This window comes from Pseudomonas sp. MDT2-39-1, from assembly GCF_054898085.1.
In genome coordinates, this window is sequence record NZ_CM142716.1 from 5,262,035 (window position 1) to 5,281,416 (window position 19,382).

Below are 19,382 nucleotides of genomic sequence, written 5' to 3' on the forward strand. Positions count from 1 at the left end.
CAATTTTGGATTGCACGCTGTGTAGCCCGCAATTGCGATAGTCTGTGTAAACCAGAAGTTTATAGTGGCGCCTATGGAAACCTTCAGCAGTATCGAATGCTTCGTGCGCAGCGCCGAGGTTGGCAGCTTTGCCGAAGCCGCACGACGCTTGAGCTTGACCCCGGCGGCGGTCGGTAAAAGTGTTGCAAAGCTTGAGGCCCGGCTCGGTGTGCGGCTGTTCCAGCGCAGCACGCGCAGCACGCGCAGCCTGACGCTGACTGAGGCCGGTCATCTGTTTCTCGGCGAAGTCAGTTCCAGCCTGCACACGATTCAAAATGCGGTGGCCAACCTCGCCAGCGCCGAGGGCAGACCGGCGGGCACCCTGAAGGTCAGCATGGGCACGGTGTTCGGGCGTTTATATGTCGTGCCGTTGCTTGGCGAATTTCTCCGGCGTTTTCCGGCGATCAACCCGGACTGGCATTTCGATAACCGACAGGTCGATCTGATTGCCCAGGGTTTCGATGCGGCGATTGGTGGGGGATTCGAGCTGCCGCAAGGCGTGGTGGCGCGCAAGCTGACACCGGCGCATCGGGTGTTGGTGGCGTCAGCCGAGTATCTGGCGGCGCGGGCTGTGATCGTCGAGCCCGATCAACTCACGGACCACGATGGCATTCTGATCCGCTCCCCACAAACCGGCCGAGTGCGCTCCTGGCAATTGACCAGTCGCACTCAGCAACACAACCCGCTGGCGCTCAAGGCGCGAATGACCATGAGCGATTCGGAGGCGGCGTGTGCGACGGCGGCCCAGGGGTTGGGCATTGCATTGGTGAGCATGCCGTTCGCCGTGGGCTATCTGGAGGCTGGGACGTTGCAACGGGTGTTGCCGGACTGGTATGTCGATGACGGCAACATTTCTATCTATTACGCGGAGCACAAACTGCTGCCGGGCAAGACCCGGGCGTTTGTGGATTTCATTATTGAGCAGTTTGCGGAGCAGGGGTTGGGGCGCAGGTTTAGTGCGGTTTGAGCCAGCCTCAAAACCGAGTCGCGGCCTTCGCGGGCAAGCCTCGCTCCTACAGGTTTTTGTGGACGCCACAGATCCCTGTAGGAGCGAGGCTTGCCCGCGAAGAACGATGACGCGGTCTACCTGCCAAACCGCCCCGGCCAGCCAATGATGTTCTTGGGCCGCGGCGTCGCATAAGTGCGCACCTTGGAAGTCGACAAGCCCAACCTGACCAGCGATTCGGCAATCGTCACCGCTGCCATCACGCCATCCACCACCGGAACCCCGGTGCGCTGGCGAATCTGTTCATCCAGCCCGGCCATCCCGCCGCAACCCAGGCAAATCACTTCCGCCTTGTCCTCCCGCACCGCCATTTCCGCCTGGCGAACAATCGCTTCCAGCGCCCGTTGCGGATCGGATTCCAGCTCCAGCACCGCCAGGCCACTGGCCCGCACCGACGCGCAGCGGTCCCACAATCCGGACAGTTTCAGCCGATCTTCGATCAGCGGCACGGTTCGGTCCAGCGTGGTGACCACCGAGTAGGCATGGCCAAGGAACATCGCCGTGCTCGCCGCCGCATCGGTGATGTCCACCACCGGTACGTTGAGCAATTCCTGCAGGCCTTCGCGACCGTGCTCGCCATAACCGGCCTGGATCACGGCATCGAAGGGTTGGTCGTAAGACATCACCCGGTCCATCACCGCGATGGCGGCCAGGTAGCTTTCGAAATTGCCTTCGATGGAGTCGGCGCCGAAATGTGGCGTCAGGCCAATGATTTCCGTACCCGGCGCGGCCACCGCCTGGGCGGAACGGGCGATGGCTTGGGTGATGGATTCGGTGGTGTTGACGTTGACCACGAGAATTCGCATGAAAAGTCCTTAATGCAGGGTGGTTCTGCGGCCCGAGGCTGCCGGGCCGCCAGTGGATTAGTGGCTGACGTTGTCGACCGCGATGCTTTCACCGCTGACGTCGGCGTAATGGGGCTGCCGCTTGGCGATGATCAGGTAGAGCATCCCGGCAATCCCGGCACCAATCAGCCAGGAGAAGGGCGACACGCTGTCGAAACCCGGCACCAGCGCCAGGACGATGGCGATCAACGCTGCAGGAATGAACGCCGCTACGGCGCGTAAATTGACGCCGCGGCTGTAGTAATAAGCGCCGTTGGGATCTTCGCTGTACAACTGCGGCACGTTGACCTGGCCTTTTCGTAGAAGCCAGTAGTCGACCATGATCACGCCGTACAACGGCCCGAGCAGGGCGCCGAGGCCGGACAGGAAATACACGATTACCAACGGGCTGTTGTAGAGGTTCCACGGCAGGATCAGCACCGCGATGGTCGCGCTGATCAGCCCGGCGCGGCGGAAGGTCAGGTACTTGGGCGCCAGGTTGCTGAGCACGAAAGCCGGGGCGACGAAGTTGGCCATGATGTTCACCGCCACGGTGACGATCAGGAAGGCCAGGCAGCCAAGCACCAAGAAGAAGGTGTTGGGGATCGACGCGATGATTTCTGTCGGGCTTTCGATGATCCGGCCATTGATCTGGAACTGCGCACCGCAGAGCAGGACCGTAATGGCCGCGAACACCAGAATATTCACCGGCAGGCCCCAGAAATTTCCGACCTTGATGGTTTTGCGGCACGGCGAAGAACGGGCGAAGTCGCAGAAGTTGAGGATCAACGTGCCGTAGATCGCCAGCCACAACGCACCGCCGGCAAAGATGTTGCGCCACATCTCACCACCCGTCAGCGGTTCGCGAATCGACCAGGCGATGGTCGCGTTGGCCTGGGTGTACATCCATCCGGCGAGGGCGGCGACAGTCAGCAGAATCACGGGACCGGCGAAGGCTTCATAGCGCCGCACCATTTCCATGCCATAGGCGAGGATGCCCAGTTGCACCAGCCAGATCGCCACGAAACACACCCAGCCCAGGCTCGACAGGCCAAGAATCGAATTGTGGTCGTACTCGGCGAACCCGGGGTGCACCGCCGTCAGCAACACGCGAAACACAACCGACGCCAGGTACGTCTGAATGCCGAACCAGGCGATGGCGATAACGGCGCGGATCAATGCAGGAATCTGCGCCCCGTGAATGCCGAAACTGATCCGGCTGATGACAGGAAACGGCACGCCGGTCTTTTGCCCCATGTAGCCGGAGAGGTTCATGAAGCAATACACCAGCGCCGCGCCGATCCCCAGGGACAACAGAATCTGCCAGCCGCCCAGACCCAACGCGTACAGCCCGATGGCGAAGGAATAGTTGGCAATGTTGTGAACGTCATTGGTCCACAGGGCGAAGATGCTGTAGCGGCCCCAGCGTCGGCCTTCGGCTTTGGTCGGCGCCAGGTCTTTGTTGTGCAGGCGAGGGCTGAGCACCACGGGTTCTTCAAACGTTTGGTCGTGAGGGATGGAGGTGGGTGATAAGGAGGGCAGATCCAGCGCGTTGTTGTTATTGGAGAGGCTAGTACGCATTCCGGCAGGCTCCGAGCTTGGCGTCGCGATGACTGTGCATGAGCGTCGGCTCGACAAATCTTCGTCGCGGGCAAAAAGCATCATTGGTTGCGGGGCATCTGCAGCCTGTACGGGATAGGGCGCTTCAGGCTTGCGGATCTAAAGTGTGTGTATGTTTTGAGGTGATTGTATACAAAACATGTATGCACTTAAGCCAGATCCATGCCAGTTACGGGCCTGTGAAAGTCAGGGCTAATTTTGTTTTGTTATCGGTGTGAGATAAGTGACTGAAAAAAAGGCGATATAAATTGACCGATTGAACAGGTATTTATTTTTCGGCCGAGGTTGTGAGAAAGCGCGACTGAGGAAGTCAAGAAAGGAGGATGTAACTTTTTGGGGCGCAGAAACTAAAAGTGCACACATAAATGGCACCTATGGTGACATTCGTGTGTACACATTTCTAATTCCGGTCACAGAACCTGTGGGAGTGAGCCTGCTCGCGATAGCGGTGCAGCAGTCGACATCAATGTTGAATGTCAGTCCGTCATCGCGAGCAGGCTCGCTCCCACAGGGGGAAGTTCATAGGGCAGGGGTTATGCCTTGGATTTACTGATGATATTCCCCGCATGCAACCCGCATTCTTTCTGCGTCGCTTCTTCCCACCACCAACGGCCTTCACGCTCATGCTGGTTCGGCAGCACTGGGCGGGTGCACGGTTCGCAGCCAATGCTGATGAAGCCGCGTTCATGCAGGCTGTTATACGGCAGCTCGAGCATGCGGATGTAACCCCAGATCTCTTCGCTGGTCATCTGCGCCAGCGGGTTGAACTTGTAGAGGGTGCGTTCCGGGGTGGAAAACGCGGTGTCGATTTCCATCACCGCCACGGCACTGCGGGTGCCCGGGCTCTGGTCCCGACGCTGGCCGGTGGCCCAGGCGGTCACGCTCGACAGCTTGCGTCGCAGCGGCTCGATCTTGCGAATGCCGCAGCACTCGCCATGACCGTCCTTGTAGAAACTGAACAGGCCTTTTTCCTTCACGAACGGTTCAAGTTTCGTGTAGTCCGGTGACACCAGTTCGATGTCGATCTTGTAGTGCTCGCGCACTTGATCGATGAATCGGTAGGTCTCCGGGTGCAAGCGGCCGGTGTCGAGGCTGAACACTTTGACGTTCTTGTTCAGTTTCCAGGCCATGTCCACCAGCACCACGTCTTCGGCGCCGCTGAAAGATATCCACAGGTCATCGCCAAACTCGGCGAACGCGAGTTTCAGGATGTCCTGGGCGGATTTGTTGGCATAGGTCGTGGCGAGTTCCACGACATCGAACGATGGGCTCATCAGGGCGGCTTCCTACAGGTCGGTGGCGCTGGGCGCTCTATATAGGGCTGATGGTAACAAAATCCTGCAGCGGCGGGCGCGCCCTCTGCGTTGCGCGGGGCAGCCTGAGTCGCTAGAGTTCGGCAGTCCTTTTACTCGCTCGACTCAATAATCAACACAAATGGGAGTGTCTTGTGGAAATTGCCTGTCTGGATCTCGAAGGTGTGCTGGTCCCGGAAATCTGGATCGCGTTCGCTGAAAAAACCGGTATTGAATCCCTGAGGGCGACCACCCGGGACATTCCCGACTACGACGTGCTGATGAAGCAGCGCCTGCGGATTCTCGACGAGCACGGCTTGAAACTCACCGACATTCAGGAAGTGATCGCCACGCTGAAGCCGCTGGACGGCGCCATTGAATTCGTCAACTGGCTGCGTGAGCGGTTTCAGGTGGTGATTCTTTCGGACACGTTCTATGAGTTTTCCCAGCCGCTGATGCGTCAACTGGGGTTCCCTACGTTGCTTTGCCATCGCCTGATAACCGACGATTCGGGGCGGGTGACGAGCTATCAGTTGCGTCAGAAAGATCCGAAGCGTCAGTCGGTTCTGGCGTTCAAGAGCCTTTACTACCGAGTGATTGCGGCGGGGGATTCCTACAACGACACCACGATGCTGGGTGAGGCGGATGCGGGGATTCTGTTTCATGCACCGGATAACGTGATTCGCGAGTTTCCGCAATTTCCGGCGGTGCATACGTTTGAGGATTTGAAGCAGGAGTTCATCAAGGCTTCGAATCGGGCTTTGAGTTTGTAGCCGTTCTTGAGGACGCCTTCGCGGGCAAGCCTCGCTCCTACAGGTTTTTTTGTCGTTCATATTCACGGCGAACGCTCCCAAACCCGTAGGAGCGAGGCTTGCCCGCGAAGCTTTTAGAGGTTTTGCAGGGTGTCGAGCAGGACCTTCACCTTGGTAATCGATTCCTGATACTCCGCCTGCCACTCCGAGTCCGCGACAATCCCGCCACCGCCCCAGCAGCACACCTGCCCATCCTTGACCAGCAAACTGCGGATCGCGATGGAGCTGTCCATCTCGCCTCGCACGTCCAGGTACAGCAACGAACCGCAGTACAAGCCGCGCCGGGTCGGCTCTAGCTCATCAATAATCTGCATGGCACGAATCTTCGGTGCACCGGTAATCGATCCGCCCGGAAAACTGCCGGCGATCAGGTCCAGGGCGTCCCGGTCATCCGCCAGTTCGCCGGTCACGCTGCTCACCAGGTGATGCACATTCGGATAGCTTTCCAGACTGAACAATTCCGGAACCCGCACCGAACCGATGCGGCACGTGCGGCCAAGGTCGTTGCGCAGCAGGTCGACGATCATCAGGTTTTCCGCGCGGTCCTTGGGGCTGGCCAGCAGTTCAGCGGCGTATGCGGCATCTTCGGCAGCGGTCAGGCCCCGCGGGCGGGTGCCTTTGATCGGGCGGGTTTCCACATGGCGTTCGCTGACTTTGACGAAGCGCTCAGGAGACAGGCTCAAAACCGCGCCGCCGCCAGGCAGGCTCTGGAAACCGGAAAACGGTGTCGGGCACGCGGCCCGCAGCGCGACATACGCGGCCCAAGGATCACCTTGGCACTCAGCCCGGAAGCGCTGGGCGAAATTCACCTGATAGCAATCGCCGGCCTGGATGTAGTGCTGAATGCGTTCCAGGGCGTAGCGATATTCATCGGCGCTCAGGTCGGCTTTCATCGGCGCTTTCAGCGTGAACGGCTCGATCGGTTCAACCGTAGGCTGACTGAACAAGGCGATCAGGCGCAGGCGCTCACTGTCGATCAGCGTCGGGTGGAACACCAACTGGCTGGTTGCCAAGTGGTGATCGCTGATCAGTGCCCAGTCGTACAACCCGAAACGCGCATCCGGCAGTTGCAGGTCGTCCTGCGCCTGGCTCGGCAGGTGTTCCAGATGGCGGCCGAAGTCATAACTCAGGTAACCGATCAGGCCACCGGCGAACGGCAATTCATAGGGAACGGCCGCTTCGCCGAGTCGCGTCAGATTGTCGCGAAGGCGTTGCAGGAAATGCAGGCCGCTTTCGTCCGGCAGCACCGCCAGTTGCTCCAGCGGCCAGGCGCTGAGCAGGTCATATCGCCCGCGATCAGCGGTTGGCCGGCCACTGTCGAGCAGCACGGCGCCGGGGGCATGACGAATCGCCGCGAAGTACTCGGCGGGGTTGGCGCGATAGGGCAGCGGGTGTACGGAACAGGTCAGCATGGGCGGGGCAGATCAGCCATCGAGGCGGGGGGGCGATTGTAGTCCTCTGCAGGATTTGCTCCTAGAGGGGATGTCGGGGATTGGTAGATTGGGAGCTGGGTTAGAAGTGGTGGTGAATGTTAGTCAGTCTTCGCGGGCAAGCCTCGCTCCTACAGATTCGCGCAAAACCTGTAGGAGCGAGGCTTGCCCGCGAAGGCCGCGACTAGGTTTTGGATCAACCCTCGACGGCTGGAATATGCCCAAACATCTCCTGAACAAACTCCACCCGCTCGCGCACCGTCTCGGTAATCCCGCGTGCTTTCAATTCTTCCAACCGCGCTTCAACCGCATGCGTGCGCAGCGTCAGCCCGCAATCATTGGCAATCTGAATGTTCAACCCGGGCCGGGCATTAAGCTCAAGAATCAGCGGGCCCTTTTCCTGGTCGAGCACCATGTCGACACCGATGTAACCCAACCCGCACAGCTCATAACAGCCGGCAGCGAGATTCATGAAACCGTCCCAGTAGGGCAGTTGCACGCCGTCCACGGCGTTGGTGGTGTCCGGGTGTTTGGTGATGATGTTGTTTAGCCAGGTGCCGCGCAGCGTCTGCCCGGTCGCGAGGTCGACGCCGACGCCGATGGCGCCCTGGTGCAGGTTGGCCTTGCCACCGGACTGGCGCGTCGGCAAGCGCAGCATGGCCATCACCGGATAGCCCATGAGCACGATGATGCGGATGTCCGGCACGCCTTCGTAGCTGATGCTTTTGAAGATCTGGTCCGGGATCACCCGGTATTCGATCAGTGCGCGGTCGCGGTGACCGCCCAGGGAATACAGGCCGGTGAGAATGCTGGAGATATGGTGCTCGAGTTCCTCATGGCCGATGATCTTGCCGGACACCGTGCGATAGCGGCCCTCGAAACGGTCGGCCACCACAATGATGCCGTCGCCGCCCGCGCCCTGGGCCGGTTTGATCACGAAGTCGTTGCGCTCACCGATGATCTTGTCGAGGTTATCGATTTCCTTCTCGGTGGAGATCACGCCGTACAGTTCCGGCACATGAATGCCGGCCTTGATCGCGCGCTCCTTGGTGATGATCTTGTCATCGACGATCGGGTACAGACTGCGCTTGTTGTACTTGAGCACGTAGTCCGCGTTACGCCGATTGATCCCCATGATGCCCCGGGCTTCCAGGGCCTTCCAGGTCTTCCAGAAGCCGAACATCAGGCGTCAGCCTTCTTCAGGAAAGCCTTGAAGCGCACCAGTTCGGTCAGGCGGTAACCGCGATAACGACCCATCGCCAGCATGAAGCCCACCAGGATCAACAGGATTGCCGGGAAGGTGAACACGAAGTACACCAGCTCCGGAACGCTCATGATCAGGTGCGCCAGGGAGGCGGCGAACAGCGTACCGATGGCCACTTTCATCGCATGCCCGGAACCGCGTTCTTCCCAGGTAATCGACAGGCGTTCGATGGTCATGGTCAGAATCACCATCGGGAACAGCGCCACCGACAACCCGCGCTCCAGCCCGAGTTTGTGGCTGAACAGGCTGATCGCCGCGATCAGCACCACCACAAAGGTCAGCACCACCGACAGCCTCGGCAGCATTTGCAGTTTCAAATGCTCAAGGTAGGAACGCAGTGATAGCCCCAGCGCCGTAATGACCGTAAACAGCACGATCCCGAAGCCGAGCTGGGTTTCGCGGAAGGCGAGGGCGATCAGCACCGGGGTAAAGGTGCCGAGGGTCTGCAAGCCGATCAGGTTACGCAGGATCAGGATCACCAGCACGCCAATCGGGATCATCACCATGATCATGAAGGTCTGCTGGGTTTGCAGCGGCAAACCGTACAGCGAGTATTCGAGGAAGTTGGCGTCGGTGTTTTCGTCGGTCAGCTTGGCCAGGCGAATGGCGTTCATTTCGCTGTTGTTCAAGCTGAACGTCACGTTGGCTTTCTTGCCGCCATCGACGGTGATCAGGTTTTCGTCACCGGTCCACCACAGCAGGCGGTCGGTCGGCAGGCCCTGTTCACCGGTTTCCGGGTTGAAGTACAGCCAGTCGGTGCCGTTGAAGCTGCGCAGCCAGAGTTCCGGCAGTTGCGGCTGGTCGGTCACCAGACGGATGGTGTGGACCTTTTCTACCGGCACGTGGGCGATGGACAGCACCAGCTCGACGATTTTCGCCTTGTGGCCGGGGGACGGATCGCCGCCCAGCAACAGCTTCACGTTTTCGTCGTTGAGATTGTTGACACGTTTGATGGCTTCGCCGATGAAGGTTTCGACGTCGGCCGAGTGTTGACGGATCGGCGCGAGCAGCGCTTCGGCAGCGACTTTTTCTGCGCCTTCGACGGCGATGCTGTCGCGGAAGGTCGGGCCCTTGACCTTGGATTTTTCACCGGTGTAGCGCTTGGTCAGCACCAGGCGGTAATAAAGGGTCTGATTGCCCTTGGCCCGGCGCGCCGACCAGGTGACTTTGCGGTTGCCGTCGACACGGTTCACGGCCACGCCGTAGTTATTGGAAATGAAACTCTCGTTGAGGCTCACGTAATCGCGGCTCAGCGGCGGCACGAACATCTGGATCTTGACCGGGTCTTTGGCACTGGCGACGAACTCGACCTTGGCGTCGATGTTCCACAAGTCGTCGGTGGCGTCTTCGGTCACAGGAATGCCGAGCACGAAAATCTGATAGGCCGTAACTGAAATGCCCAGCACCACCAGGATAGCGATCAGGAATTTCAGGTGAAGGGTAAGAGAGCGCATGGGAATTACTCTGCGGTATGTGCGTCGGTGGCGCAGGCGGGTTTGCCAGCAGCGTATTTAAGACTGGGGTCGACCAGCGCGTCGAAGCGTTTCAATGCTTCGGAGCCGATCAGGAGCGGGTATTGGAAGGCACTTCGGTCAGTTAGGTTCACTTCGATGCTGCGTAAAGCCGAACCCATGCAGATATCCAACTCGATCACCGGACGGGCGGTGTACTTCTTGCCTTCATCCGGGTCGTAGTCGCCGGCACGACGCTTGATCTTGCTGACGCGGGCCAGTGGCCGTTCGATGGGGTGCGAATGCGCGGTGTCGATGGCCAGATAGAAGCGCACCCAGGACTCGCCATTGCGTTTGAAGCGTTTGATGTCGCGGGCACTCAAGGACGCGGTTTTCGCCCCGGTGTCGAGTTTGGCGGCGACTTCCAGGTTGATGCCGTCCAGGGAAGCGTACTCGTTGAGGCCGTACACGGTCTTTTCCCCCGCCGCGGCGAAACCGGGCAGGCAAAGAAGGTAAAGGAATGTGGGGAAGGGCTTGAGTCTCATAAATCCTGGTGCGCAGCGGTCCGTACTTCGATTCAAGGCCCTGGCATCGCTGCACAAGCTCCCTCGTATGCCTATCAACTATTTATGACAAGCAGTGCAGATGTCACAAACAAATGCGGGCGGCATTCTAGCACGGTGGGTTTATGGCGCCAGCGCTGGCGGGGGGCTATAAGCCTTTGAGTCCGTAGGAGCGAAGCTTGCTCGCGAAGAACGATAGCGCGTTCAGCCTGAATCACTGCGTTGTCCGTTTTCGCGGGCAAGTCGGATCGCCGCACCGCTCGCTCCTACAGTCGTATGTGGTTATTAGACGATTGTCGACACTCTCTATTTATTCTTTGACTGTTGCGCCTGCTTTCGCTAGTTTTTGCGGCATTGGCTTTCAAGGTGTCGACAATATGCTGGATCAACTCGATCCCCCGGTGGTTACGCAAGACGATTCGGAGACGCTGTCCGAAAACGTCTTCCGCCGCATTCAGGCGGCCATCGTCAAGGGCGAGATCGCCCCAGGCAGCAAGATCTCCGAGCCGGAGCTGGCGCGCACCTATGGCATCAGCCGCGGGCCGCTGCGCGAGGCGATACACCGTCTGGAAGGCCAGCGCCTGCTGGTTCGTGTACCGCACGTCGGGGCGCGGGTGGTTTCGCTGAGCCATGCCGAGCTGCTGGAGCTCTACGAGATTCGCGAATCCCTCGAAGGCATGGCCTGCCGTCTGGCGGCCGAGCGCATGACCGTCGAAGAAGTCGATGAGCTGCGCCGGGTCCTCGAAACCCACGAGCGCGATGAGGAGTTCCAGGCGGGCAGAGGCTATTACCAGCAGGAAGGCGATTTCGACTTCCACTACCGAATTATCCAGGGCAGCGGCAACCGCACCCTGACGCAGATGCTTTGCGGCGAGCTTTATCAACTGGTGCGCATGTACCGCATCCAGTTTTCCACCACGCCCAATCGTCCGCACCAGGCCTTTGCCGAGCACCACCGAATTCTCGACGCCATCGCCGACCGTGACGGTGAGCTAGCCGAGTTGTTGATGCGCCGCCACATCGGCGCCTCCAAACGCAATATCGCCCGTCACTACCAGGACGGCGCTAACCCGACAGCCACTGAACGAGGTGAGTCATGAGTTCCAACAAGAGCACTCCAGGCCAGCGTTTCCGCGATGCGGTCGCCAGCGAACTTCCGCTGCAAGTGGTCGGCGCGATCAACGCCAACCACGCGCTGCTGGCCAAGCGCGCCGGTTTCAAGGCTATTTACCTGTCGGGTGGCGGGGTGGCTGCCGGCTCCCTCGGCGTGCCGGACCTGGGCATTACCGGCCTGGATGACGTGCTGACCGACGTTCGTCGCATTACCGACGTGTGCGACCTGCCGCTGCTGGTGGACGTGGACACCGGTTTCGGCTCCTCGGCGTTCAACGTCGCGCGCACCGTCAAGTCGATGATCAAGTTCGGCGCAGCGGCGATTCACATCGAAGACCAGGTCGGCGCCAAGCGCTGCGGTCACCGTCCGAATAAAGAGATCGTGTCGCTGCAGGAAATGGTCGACCGGATCAAGGCAGCGGTGGACGCGCGCACCGATGACAGCTTCGTGATCATGGCTCGCACCGACGCCCTGGCGGTGGAAGGCCTGGAATCCGCCCTGGATCGCGCTGCGGCGTGCATCGAGGCGGGCGCCGACATGATCTTCCCGGAAGCCATCACCGAACTGGACATGTACAAGCTGTTCGCCAACCGCGTGAAAGCGCCGATCCTGGCCAACATCACCGAATTCGGCGCGACGCCGCTGTACACCACCGAGCAACTCGCCGCTGCCGACGTGTCGCTGGTGCTGTACCCATTGTCCGCGTTCCGCGCGATGAACAAGGCGGCGGAAAACGTCTACACCGCGATCCGCCGCGACGGCACGCAACAGAACGTCATCGACACCATGCAAACGCGCATGGAACTTTACGATCGCATCGACTACCACACCTTCGAGCAGAAGCTCGATGCGTTGTTCGCCGCGAAGAAGTAATGAAAGCCCCTGTAGGAGCGAAGCTTGCTCGCGAAAGCGGTGTATCAGACGACATTAATATTGAATGGCAGTCCGTCTTCGCGAGCAAGCTTCGCTCCTACAAGTTTCCCTAACAAATTCAAGAAAACTGGAGACAGCAATGGCCGAAGCAAAAGTACTCAGTGGCGCCGGGCTCCGTGGCCAGGTTGCCGGGCAAACCGCACTGTCCACCGTGGGCCAGTCGGGCGCAGGCCTGACCTACCGCGGCTACGACGTTCGCGACCTGGCGGCTGACGCACAATTCGAAGAAGTGGCGTACCTGCTGCTTTACGGCGAACTGCCGACCCAAACACAACTCGCCGCTTACGTGAGCAAACTGGGCAAGCTGCGTGACCTGCCGCAAGCGCTGAAAGAAGTGCTGGAACGTATTCCCGCCGACGCCCATCCGATGGACGTGATGCGCACCGGTTGCTCGTTCCTGGGCAACATCGAGCCGGAGAAAGACTTCTCCGAACAACACGACATTACCGACCGCCTGCTGGCCGCGTTCCCGGCGATCATGTGCTACTGGTATCGCTTCAGCCACGACGGCAAACGCATCAGCTGCGTGAGCGACGAGCAATCCATCGGCGGTCACTTCCTGCACCTGCTGCACGACAAGAAGCCGAGCGAGTTGCACGTCAAAGTGATGAACGTTTCGCTGATCCTCTACGCGGAACACGAGTTCAACGCATCGACGTTTACCGCACGGGTGTGCGCCTCGACCCTGTCGGATATGTATTCGTGCGTCACGGCAGCCATTGGCTCGCTGCGTGGCCCGCTGCACGGCGGTGCCAACGAAGCGGCGATGGAAATGATCGAGCGCTTCAGCTCGCCGGAAGAGGCGATCAAAGGCACCCTCGGCATGCTTGAGCGCAAGGACAAGATCATGGGCTTCGGCCACGCGATCTATAAGGACAACGATCCGCGCAACGAGGTGATCAAGGGCTGGTCGAAAAAACTCGCTGACGAAGTGGGCGACACGGTGCTGTTCCCGGTCTCCGAGGCCATCGACAAGACCATGTGGGAGCAGAAAAAACTGTTCCCGAACGCCGACTTCTACCATGCGTCGACGTACCACTTCATGGGCATTCCGACCAAGTTGTTCACACCGATTTTCGTCTGCTCGCGCCTGACCGGCTGGGCGGCGCACGTGTTCGAACAACGTGCCAACAACCGCATCATCCGCCCGAGCGCCGAGTACGTCGGCGTCGAACAGCGCAAGTTCGTGCCAATCGAACGACGCTGAATGGTGTGGGCTGACGCTGGCAACTGAAGGAACCGAAAGCCCTTGTAGGAGCGAAGCTTGCTCGCGAAGACGGACTGACATTCAAGATTGATGTCGACTGATACACCGCTTTCGCGAGCAAGCTTCGCTCCTACAGGGGACGGTTTCAATTCAGGACTGTGCCAGGCCCCACCTTTTGTAACCACCGTGACCGAGTCCTGACGATGAACACTGAATTCCGCAAACCGCTGCCCGGCAGCCATCTGGATTACTTCGACGTCCGCGCGGCGGTCGAAGCCATCCAGCCCGGCGCCTACGACACTCTGCCGTACACCTCCCGCGTGCTGGCGGAAAACCTGGTGCGTCGCTGCGACCCGGCCACGCTCACCGAATCCCTGAAGCAATTCATCGAGCGCAAACGCGACCTCGATTTCCCTTGGTTCCCGGCCCGCGTGGTGTGCCACGACATTCTCGGCCAGACCGCGTTGGTCGACCTCGCCGGCCTGCGTGACGCCATCGCCTTGCAAGGTGGCGACCCGGCGCAAGTGAACCCGGTGGTGCCGACGCAATTGATCGTCGACCACTCCCTGGCCGTCGAGCGCGGTGGCTTCGATCCGGAGGCGTTCGAGAAGAACCGCGCCATCGAAGACCGTCGCAACGAAGACCGTTTCCACTTCATCAACTGGACCAAAAAGGCCTTCAAAAACGTCGACGTGATCCCGCCGGGCAACGGGATCATGCACCAGATCAACCTGGAGAAAATGTCTCCGGTGATCCAGGTGCGCGACGGCGTGGCGTTCCCCGACACCTGCGTCGGCACCGACAGCCACACCCCGCACGTCGATGCACTGGGCGTGATCGCCATCGGTGTCGGCGGTCTGGAAGCGGAAAGTGTGATGCTCGGCCGCGCGTCGTGGATGCGTCTGCCGGAAAGCGTCGGCGTCGAGCTGACTGGCAAGCTGCAACCGGGCATCACCGCCACCGACATGGTGTTGGCGCTGACCGAGTTCCTGCGTCAGCAAAAAGTGGTCGGTGCGTGGCTGGAGTTCTTCGGCGAAGGCGCCTCTGCGCTGACCCTCGGCGATCGCGCGACCATTTCCAACATGGCTCCGGAATACGGCGCCACGGCGGCGATGTTTTACATCGACCAGCAAACCATCGACTACCTGAAACTCACCGGCCGCGAAGACGAACAGGTGCAGCTTGTGGAGCAATATGCCAAGACCACAGGTCTGTGGGCTGACAGCTTGAAGAATGCGCAATACGAGCGTGGGTTGAGCTTCGACCTGTCCTCGGTGGTGCGCAACATGGCTGGCCCGAGTAACCCGCACGCCCGTGTCGCCACCTCGGATCTCGCCGCCCAAGGCATCTCCGGCCAGTGGACCGAAGTGCCCGGCCAGATGCCGGACGGTGCGGTGATCATCGCCGCCATCACCAGTTGCACCAACACCAGCAACCCGCGCAACGTCATCGCCGCCGGCTTGCTGGCGCGCAATGCCAACAAGCTCGGGCTGACCCGCAAACCGTGGGTGAAATCTTCCCTGGCGCCGGGTTCGAAAACCGTGGCGCTGTACCTCGACGAAGCCGGCCTGACCAGCGAGCTGGAGCAACTCGGTTTCGGCATCGTCGCCTTCGCCTGCACCACGTGCAACGGCATGTCCGGCGCCCTGGACCCGGTGATCCAGCAAGAGATCATCGACCGCGACCTGTACGCCACGGCGGTATTGTCCGGCAACCGCAACTTTGACGGCCGGATTCACCCGTACGCCAAGAACGCGTTCCTGGCTTCGCCGCCGTTGGTGGTCGCTTACGCCATCGCCGGGACCATCCGTTTCGACATCGAAAAAGATGTGCTGGGCCTGGACGCTGAGGGCAAGGAAATCCGCCTGAAAGATATCTGGCCAAGCGATGAAGAAATCGACGCCGTGGTCAAGGCATCGGTCAAGCCGGAGCAGTTCCGTCAGGTCTACATCCCGATGTTCGCCATCCACGAAGACACCGGCCCGAAAGTGACGCCGCTGTACGACTGGCGCGAGATGAGCACCTACATTCGCCGGCCGCCGTACTGGGAAGGCGCGTTGGCTGGCGCTCGTCCGCTCAAGGGCATGCGCCCGCTGGCGGTGCTGCCGGACAACATCACGACCGATCACCTGTCGCCGTCGAACGCGATCATGCTCGACAGCGCCGCCGGCGAGTACCTGGCGAAAATGGGCCTGCCGGAAGAGGACTTCAACTCTTACGCAACTCATAGGGGCGATCATTTGACCGCGCAGCGCGCAACCTTCGCCAACCCGAAACTGTTCAACGAAATGGTTCAGGAAAACGGCAAGGTCAAACAGGGTTCTTTGGCTCGCGTCGAGCCGGAAGGCCAGGTCATGCGCATGTGGGAAGCCATCGAAACCTACATGGAGCGTAAGCAGCCGCTGATCATCATCGCCGGCGCCGACTACGGTCAGGGTTCGTCCCGCGACTGGGCGGCCAAAGGTGTGCGTCTGGCGGGTGTGGAAGCGATTGCGGCCGAAGGTTTCGAGCGCATTCACCGCACCAACCTGGTGGGCATGGGTGTGTTGCCGCTGGAGTTCAAACCGGGCACCGACCGTCACACCTTGGCCATCGACGGCAGCGAAACCTACGATGTGATCGGTGAGCGCACACCGCGCGCCGACCTGACACTGGTGATCAACCGCAAGAACGGCGAGCGCGTTGAAGTGCCGGTGACTTGCCGCCTCGACACCGCCGAAGAAGTGTCGATCTACGAGGCGGGTGGCGTGTTGCAGCGCTTCGCGCAGGACTTCCTCGAAGAGTCGGCGGTCGCCGTCTAAAACACGCTTTGCGGGCAGGGGATTTCAAGTCCCTTGCCCGCTATGAAGGAGCACCAATGGCTCACGTACCTCAAATCAAAATCCCCGCCACCTACATGCGCGGCGGCACCAGCAAAGGCGTGTTTTTCAGCCTGAAAGACTTGCCCGAAGTTGCACAGATTCCCGGTTCGGCTCGCGATGCATTACTGCTGCGCGTGATCGGCAGCCCCGACCCGTACGACAAGCAAATCGACGGCATGGGCGGCGCGACGTCCAGCACCAGCAAAACCGTGATCCTGTCGAAAAGCATCAAGGCTGATCACGACGTCGATTACCTGTTCGGTCAGGTCTCCATCGACAAGCCTTTCGTCGACTGGAGCGGCAACTGCGGCAACCTGTCAGCCGCTGTCGGTTCGTTCGCCATCAGCAATGGTCTGGTGGACCCCAGCCGCATTCCGCACAACGGTGTGGCGGTGGTTCGCGTGTGGCAGGCCAACATCGGCAAGACCATCATTGCCCACGTGCCGATCACCAACGGTGAAGTGCAGGAAACCGGTGATTTCGAACTCGACGGCGTGACCTTTCCCGCCGCCGAAGTGCAGGTCGAATTCATGGACCCGTCAGCGGAAGAAGAGGGCGGCGGCGGTTCGATGTTCCCCACCGGGAATCTGGTGGATGACTTGGAGGTGCCGGGTGTCGGGACCTTCAAGGCGACCATGATCAATGCCGGCATCCCGACGATTTTCGTCAACGCCGAAGACATTGGTTACACCGGTACCGAGTTGCAGGGCGCGATCAATAGCGATCCGAAAGCGTTGGTGATGTTCGAAACCATTCGGGCTTACGGCGCGTTGCGCATGGGCTTGATCAAGGATCTGGACGAAGCGGCCAAGCGTCAGCACACGCCTAAGGTTGCCTTCGTGGCCAAGCCTGCGGACTACGTTGCTTCGAGTGGCAAAGCGATTGCGGCGGGTGATGTCGACCTGCTGGTGCGCGCGTTGTCGATGGGTAAGTTGCATCACGCAATGATGGGCACGGCGGCGGTGGCGATCGGTACGGCGGCGGCGATTTCCGGCACGTTGGTGAATCTTGCGGCGGGCGGTATCGAACGCAATGCTGTGCGCTTTGGGCATCCGTCCGGCACCTTGCGTGTGGGTGCTGAAGCCAGCCAGGTGAACGGTGAATGGACCGTGAACAAGGCCATCATGAGCCGCAGTGCGCGGGTGTTGATGGAAGGGTTTGTTCGTGTGCCGGGTGATTCTTTCTAACCCGGATCCCGAGATAAATACAACACCCGGTGGGAGCGGGCTTGCTCGCGAAAGCGGTGGGTCAGTCGACGTCAATATTGGATGTCAGTCAGCCTTCGCGAGCAAGCCCGCTCCCACATTTGATCTCCATTTTCAAAATAAGAAAGTAGTAATCGACTGAGATTTAACCTGAACCGAGGTCCCATCAACGAACCACTTCAAGAGTGAATCGAACATGAGCGCCAACGTCGACCTGAACAACCGACCCGACTACGACACGGTCCTGCAGGACATCGCCGATTACGTCCTGACCTTCAAAATTGAATCCCAAGAAGCATTGGACACCGCCCGCAACTGCCTGATGGACACCCTCGGCTGCGGTCTCCTGGCCCTGCGTTTCCCCGAATGCACCAAACACCTTGGCCCGATCGTCGAAGGCACCGTCGTTCCGTTCGGCGCTCGCGTCCCCGGCACCCCTTACCGTCTCGATCCAGTCAAAGCGGCGTGGGACATCGGTTGCATCGTCCGCTGGCTCGACTACAACGACACTTGGCTTGCGGCCGAGTGGGGGCATCCGTCCGATAACCTCGGCGGCATTCTCGCGGTGGCCGATCACCTGTCGCAAAAACGCCTGGCAAATGGCGACGCACCGCTGACCGTTCGCGCGGTACTCGAAGCCATGATCATGGCCCACGAGATCCAGGGCGTGATCGCGCTGGAAAACTCCTTCAATCGTGTAGGCCTCGATCACGTCATCCTGGTGAAAGTCGCCTCGACCGCTGTCACCGCCAAGCTGATGGGCGCCAATCGCGAGCAGATGTTGTCCGCGTTGTCCCATGCCTTCGCCGACGGTCAGGCGCTGCGCACTTACCGGCATGCGCCGAATGCCGGGTCGCGTAAATCCTGGGCGGCCGGTGATGCGTCCAGTCGCGGTGTGCGTCTGGCGGACATTGCGATGCGCGGTGAGATGGGCATTCCCGGCGTGCTGACCGCCAAACAGTGGGGCTTTTACGACGTATTGTTCAGCCACACCAACAACGATCTGGCGCTCAAGCTTGAAGACAAACGCGTGTTCAGCTTCTCCCGAAAGTACGGCAGCTACGTGATGGAGAACGTGCTGTTCAAGATCAGCTTTCCGGCCGAGTTCCACGCACAAACCGCTTGCGAAGCCGCTGTCACCCTGCATCCGCAAGTCAGAAATCGCCTGCACGAAATCGACAAAATCGTCATCACCACCCACGAATCGGCGATCCGCATCATCTCCAAGGTCGGCCCGTTGGCCAATGCTGCCGACCGCGATCACTGCATTCAGTACATGACCGCCGTGCCGCTGGCGTTTGGCAATCTGGCGGCCGAGCAATACGAAGATGACTTCCACGCCGCGCATCCGATCATCGACGTGCTGCGCGAGAAAATGGTCATCGTTGAAGACCCGCGTTATACCCGCGAATACCTGGAACCCGACAAACGCTCGATTGCCAACGCGGTGCAGGTGTTCTTCAAGGACGGCTCCAGCACCGAGAACGTGTTGGTGGAGTATCCGATCGGCCATCGCCGTCGCCGCAGCGACGGCATTCCGTTGCTGGAAGACAAGTTCAAGGCGAACTTGGCGACGCGCTTTACCGCGCAGCGCAGCGCCGAGATTTTTGCGTTGTGTGAGGACCAAGCGAAGCTTGAAGCCACTCCGGTGAACCGATTTGTCGACCTGTTCGTGATCTAAACAAAACCCTGTAGGAGCGAGGCTTGCCGGCGAAGGCGTACTTGAGGGCGCCTTCGCCGGCAAGCCTGGCTCCTACAGGA

The 19,382-nt window shown here is 60.1% G+C and carries 15 protein-coding genes; 8 read left to right on the top strand and 7 right to left on the bottom strand.

Annotation, left to right across the window (positions count from 1 at the left end):
- The first annotated feature begins 73 nt into the window (after nt 1-73).
- Nucleotides 74-1,006, top strand: coding sequence for a LysR family transcriptional regulator (locus ACYZTM_RS24680; RefSeq protein ID WP_461985114.1), 933 nt, complete (start codon nt 74-76; stop codon nt 1,004-1,006).
- A 116-nt stretch (nt 1,007-1,122) separates the two neighbouring features.
- Here ACYZTM_RS24680 and ACYZTM_RS24685 read toward each other — a convergent pair whose 3' ends face one another.
- The 3 genes from ACYZTM_RS24685 to ACYZTM_RS24695 form a co-directional block, all read right to left on the bottom strand.
- On the bottom strand, nt 1,123-1,851 hold the full coding sequence (locus ACYZTM_RS24685; RefSeq protein ID WP_461985116.1) for an aspartate/glutamate racemase family protein: 729 nt from the start codon (nt 1,849-1,851) through the stop codon (nt 1,123-1,125).
- A gap of 57 nt (nt 1,852-1,908) precedes the next feature.
- Nucleotides 1,909-3,450: an NCS1 family nucleobase:cation symporter-1 gene (locus tag ACYZTM_RS24690; protein ID WP_461985118.1), complete on the bottom strand. Its 1,542-nt coding sequence runs from the start codon at nt 3,448-3,450 to the stop codon at nt 1,909-1,911.
- Nucleotides 3,451-4,022: 572 nt separating this feature from the next.
- A complete protein-coding gene (locus ACYZTM_RS24695) occupies nt 4,023-4,763 on the bottom strand; it encodes a phosphoadenylyl-sulfate reductase (RefSeq protein ID WP_131062981.1) in 741 nt (246 codons plus the stop codon).
- Nucleotides 4,764-4,936: 173 nt separating this feature from the next.
- Between ACYZTM_RS24695 and thrH the strand changes: the two genes are divergently transcribed.
- Nucleotides 4,937-5,554: a bifunctional phosphoserine phosphatase/homoserine phosphotransferase ThrH gene (gene thrH, locus ACYZTM_RS24700; RefSeq protein ID WP_033055708.1), complete on the top strand. Its 618-nt coding sequence runs from the start codon at nt 4,937-4,939 to the stop codon at nt 5,552-5,554.
- A 113-nt stretch (nt 5,555-5,667) separates the two neighbouring features.
- Here the strand turns inward: thrH and pabB are convergent, their stop codons facing one another.
- The 4 genes from pabB to rloA form a co-directional block, all read right to left on the bottom strand.
- Complete coding sequence (gene pabB / locus ACYZTM_RS24705; RefSeq protein WP_461985121.1) at nt 5,668-7,005, bottom strand: aminodeoxychorismate synthase component I; 1,338 nt, start codon at nt 7,003-7,005, stop codon at nt 5,668-5,670.
- 214 nt (nt 7,006-7,219) lie between these two features.
- Entirely contained in the window at nt 7,220-8,206 is a 987-nt protein-coding gene (locus ACYZTM_RS24710) for an alpha-L-glutamate ligase-like protein (protein WP_131062984.1), read from the bottom strand.
- Entirely contained in the window at nt 8,206-9,741 is a 1,536-nt protein-coding gene (rloB, locus tag ACYZTM_RS24715) for an osmotic stress tolerance membrane protein RloB (RefSeq protein ID WP_131062985.1), read from the bottom strand. The genes ACYZTM_RS24710 and rloB overlap by 1 nt, the downstream gene beginning before the upstream one ends.
- A 5-nt stretch (nt 9,742-9,746) precedes the next feature.
- Nucleotides 9,747-10,283, bottom strand: a complete 537-nt coding sequence (gene rloA / locus ACYZTM_RS24720; RefSeq protein WP_461985124.1) for a retropepsin-like aspartic peptidase RloA — start codon at nt 10,281-10,283, stop codon at nt 9,747-9,749.
- A gap of 395 nt (nt 10,284-10,678) precedes the next feature.
- On the opposite strand from rloA, the gene ACYZTM_RS24725 reads away from it, so the two are divergent.
- The 6 genes from ACYZTM_RS24725 (at nt 10,679) to prpD (ending at nt 19,302) form a co-directional block, all read left to right on the top strand.
- Nucleotides 10,679-11,401: a GntR family transcriptional regulator gene (locus tag ACYZTM_RS24725; RefSeq protein ID WP_461985126.1), complete on the top strand. Its 723-nt coding sequence runs from the start codon at nt 10,679-10,681 to the stop codon at nt 11,399-11,401.
- Nucleotides 11,398-12,288: a methylisocitrate lyase gene (gene prpB / locus ACYZTM_RS24730; protein ID WP_461985128.1), complete on the top strand. Its 891-nt coding sequence runs from the start codon at nt 11,398-11,400 to the stop codon at nt 12,286-12,288. The genes ACYZTM_RS24725 and prpB overlap by 4 nt, the downstream gene beginning before the upstream one ends.
- Before the next feature lie 139 nt (nt 12,289-12,427).
- Nucleotides 12,428-13,555, top strand: a complete 1,128-nt coding sequence (gene prpC / locus ACYZTM_RS24735; protein ID WP_461985130.1) for a bifunctional 2-methylcitrate synthase/citrate synthase — start codon at nt 12,428-12,430, stop codon at nt 13,553-13,555.
- A gap of 203 nt (nt 13,556-13,758) precedes the next feature.
- A complete protein-coding gene (gene acnD, locus ACYZTM_RS24740; RefSeq protein ID WP_461985132.1) occupies nt 13,759-16,356 on the top strand; it encodes a Fe/S-dependent 2-methylisocitrate dehydratase AcnD in 2,598 nt (865 codons plus the stop codon).
- A gap of 56 nt (nt 16,357-16,412) precedes the next feature.
- Nucleotides 16,413-17,603, top strand: coding sequence for a 2-methylaconitate cis-trans isomerase PrpF (prpF, locus tag ACYZTM_RS24745; RefSeq protein WP_461985134.1), 1,191 nt, complete (start codon nt 16,413-16,415; stop codon nt 17,601-17,603).
- Nucleotides 17,604-17,817: 214 nt separating this feature from the next.
- Nucleotides 17,818-19,302 (top strand): 2-methylcitrate dehydratase, encoded by a 1,485-nt coding sequence (prpD, locus tag ACYZTM_RS24750; RefSeq protein ID WP_461985136.1) that lies wholly within the window; start codon nt 17,818-17,820, stop codon nt 19,300-19,302.
- The last annotated feature ends 80 nt before the right edge of the window (nt 19,303-19,382 follow it).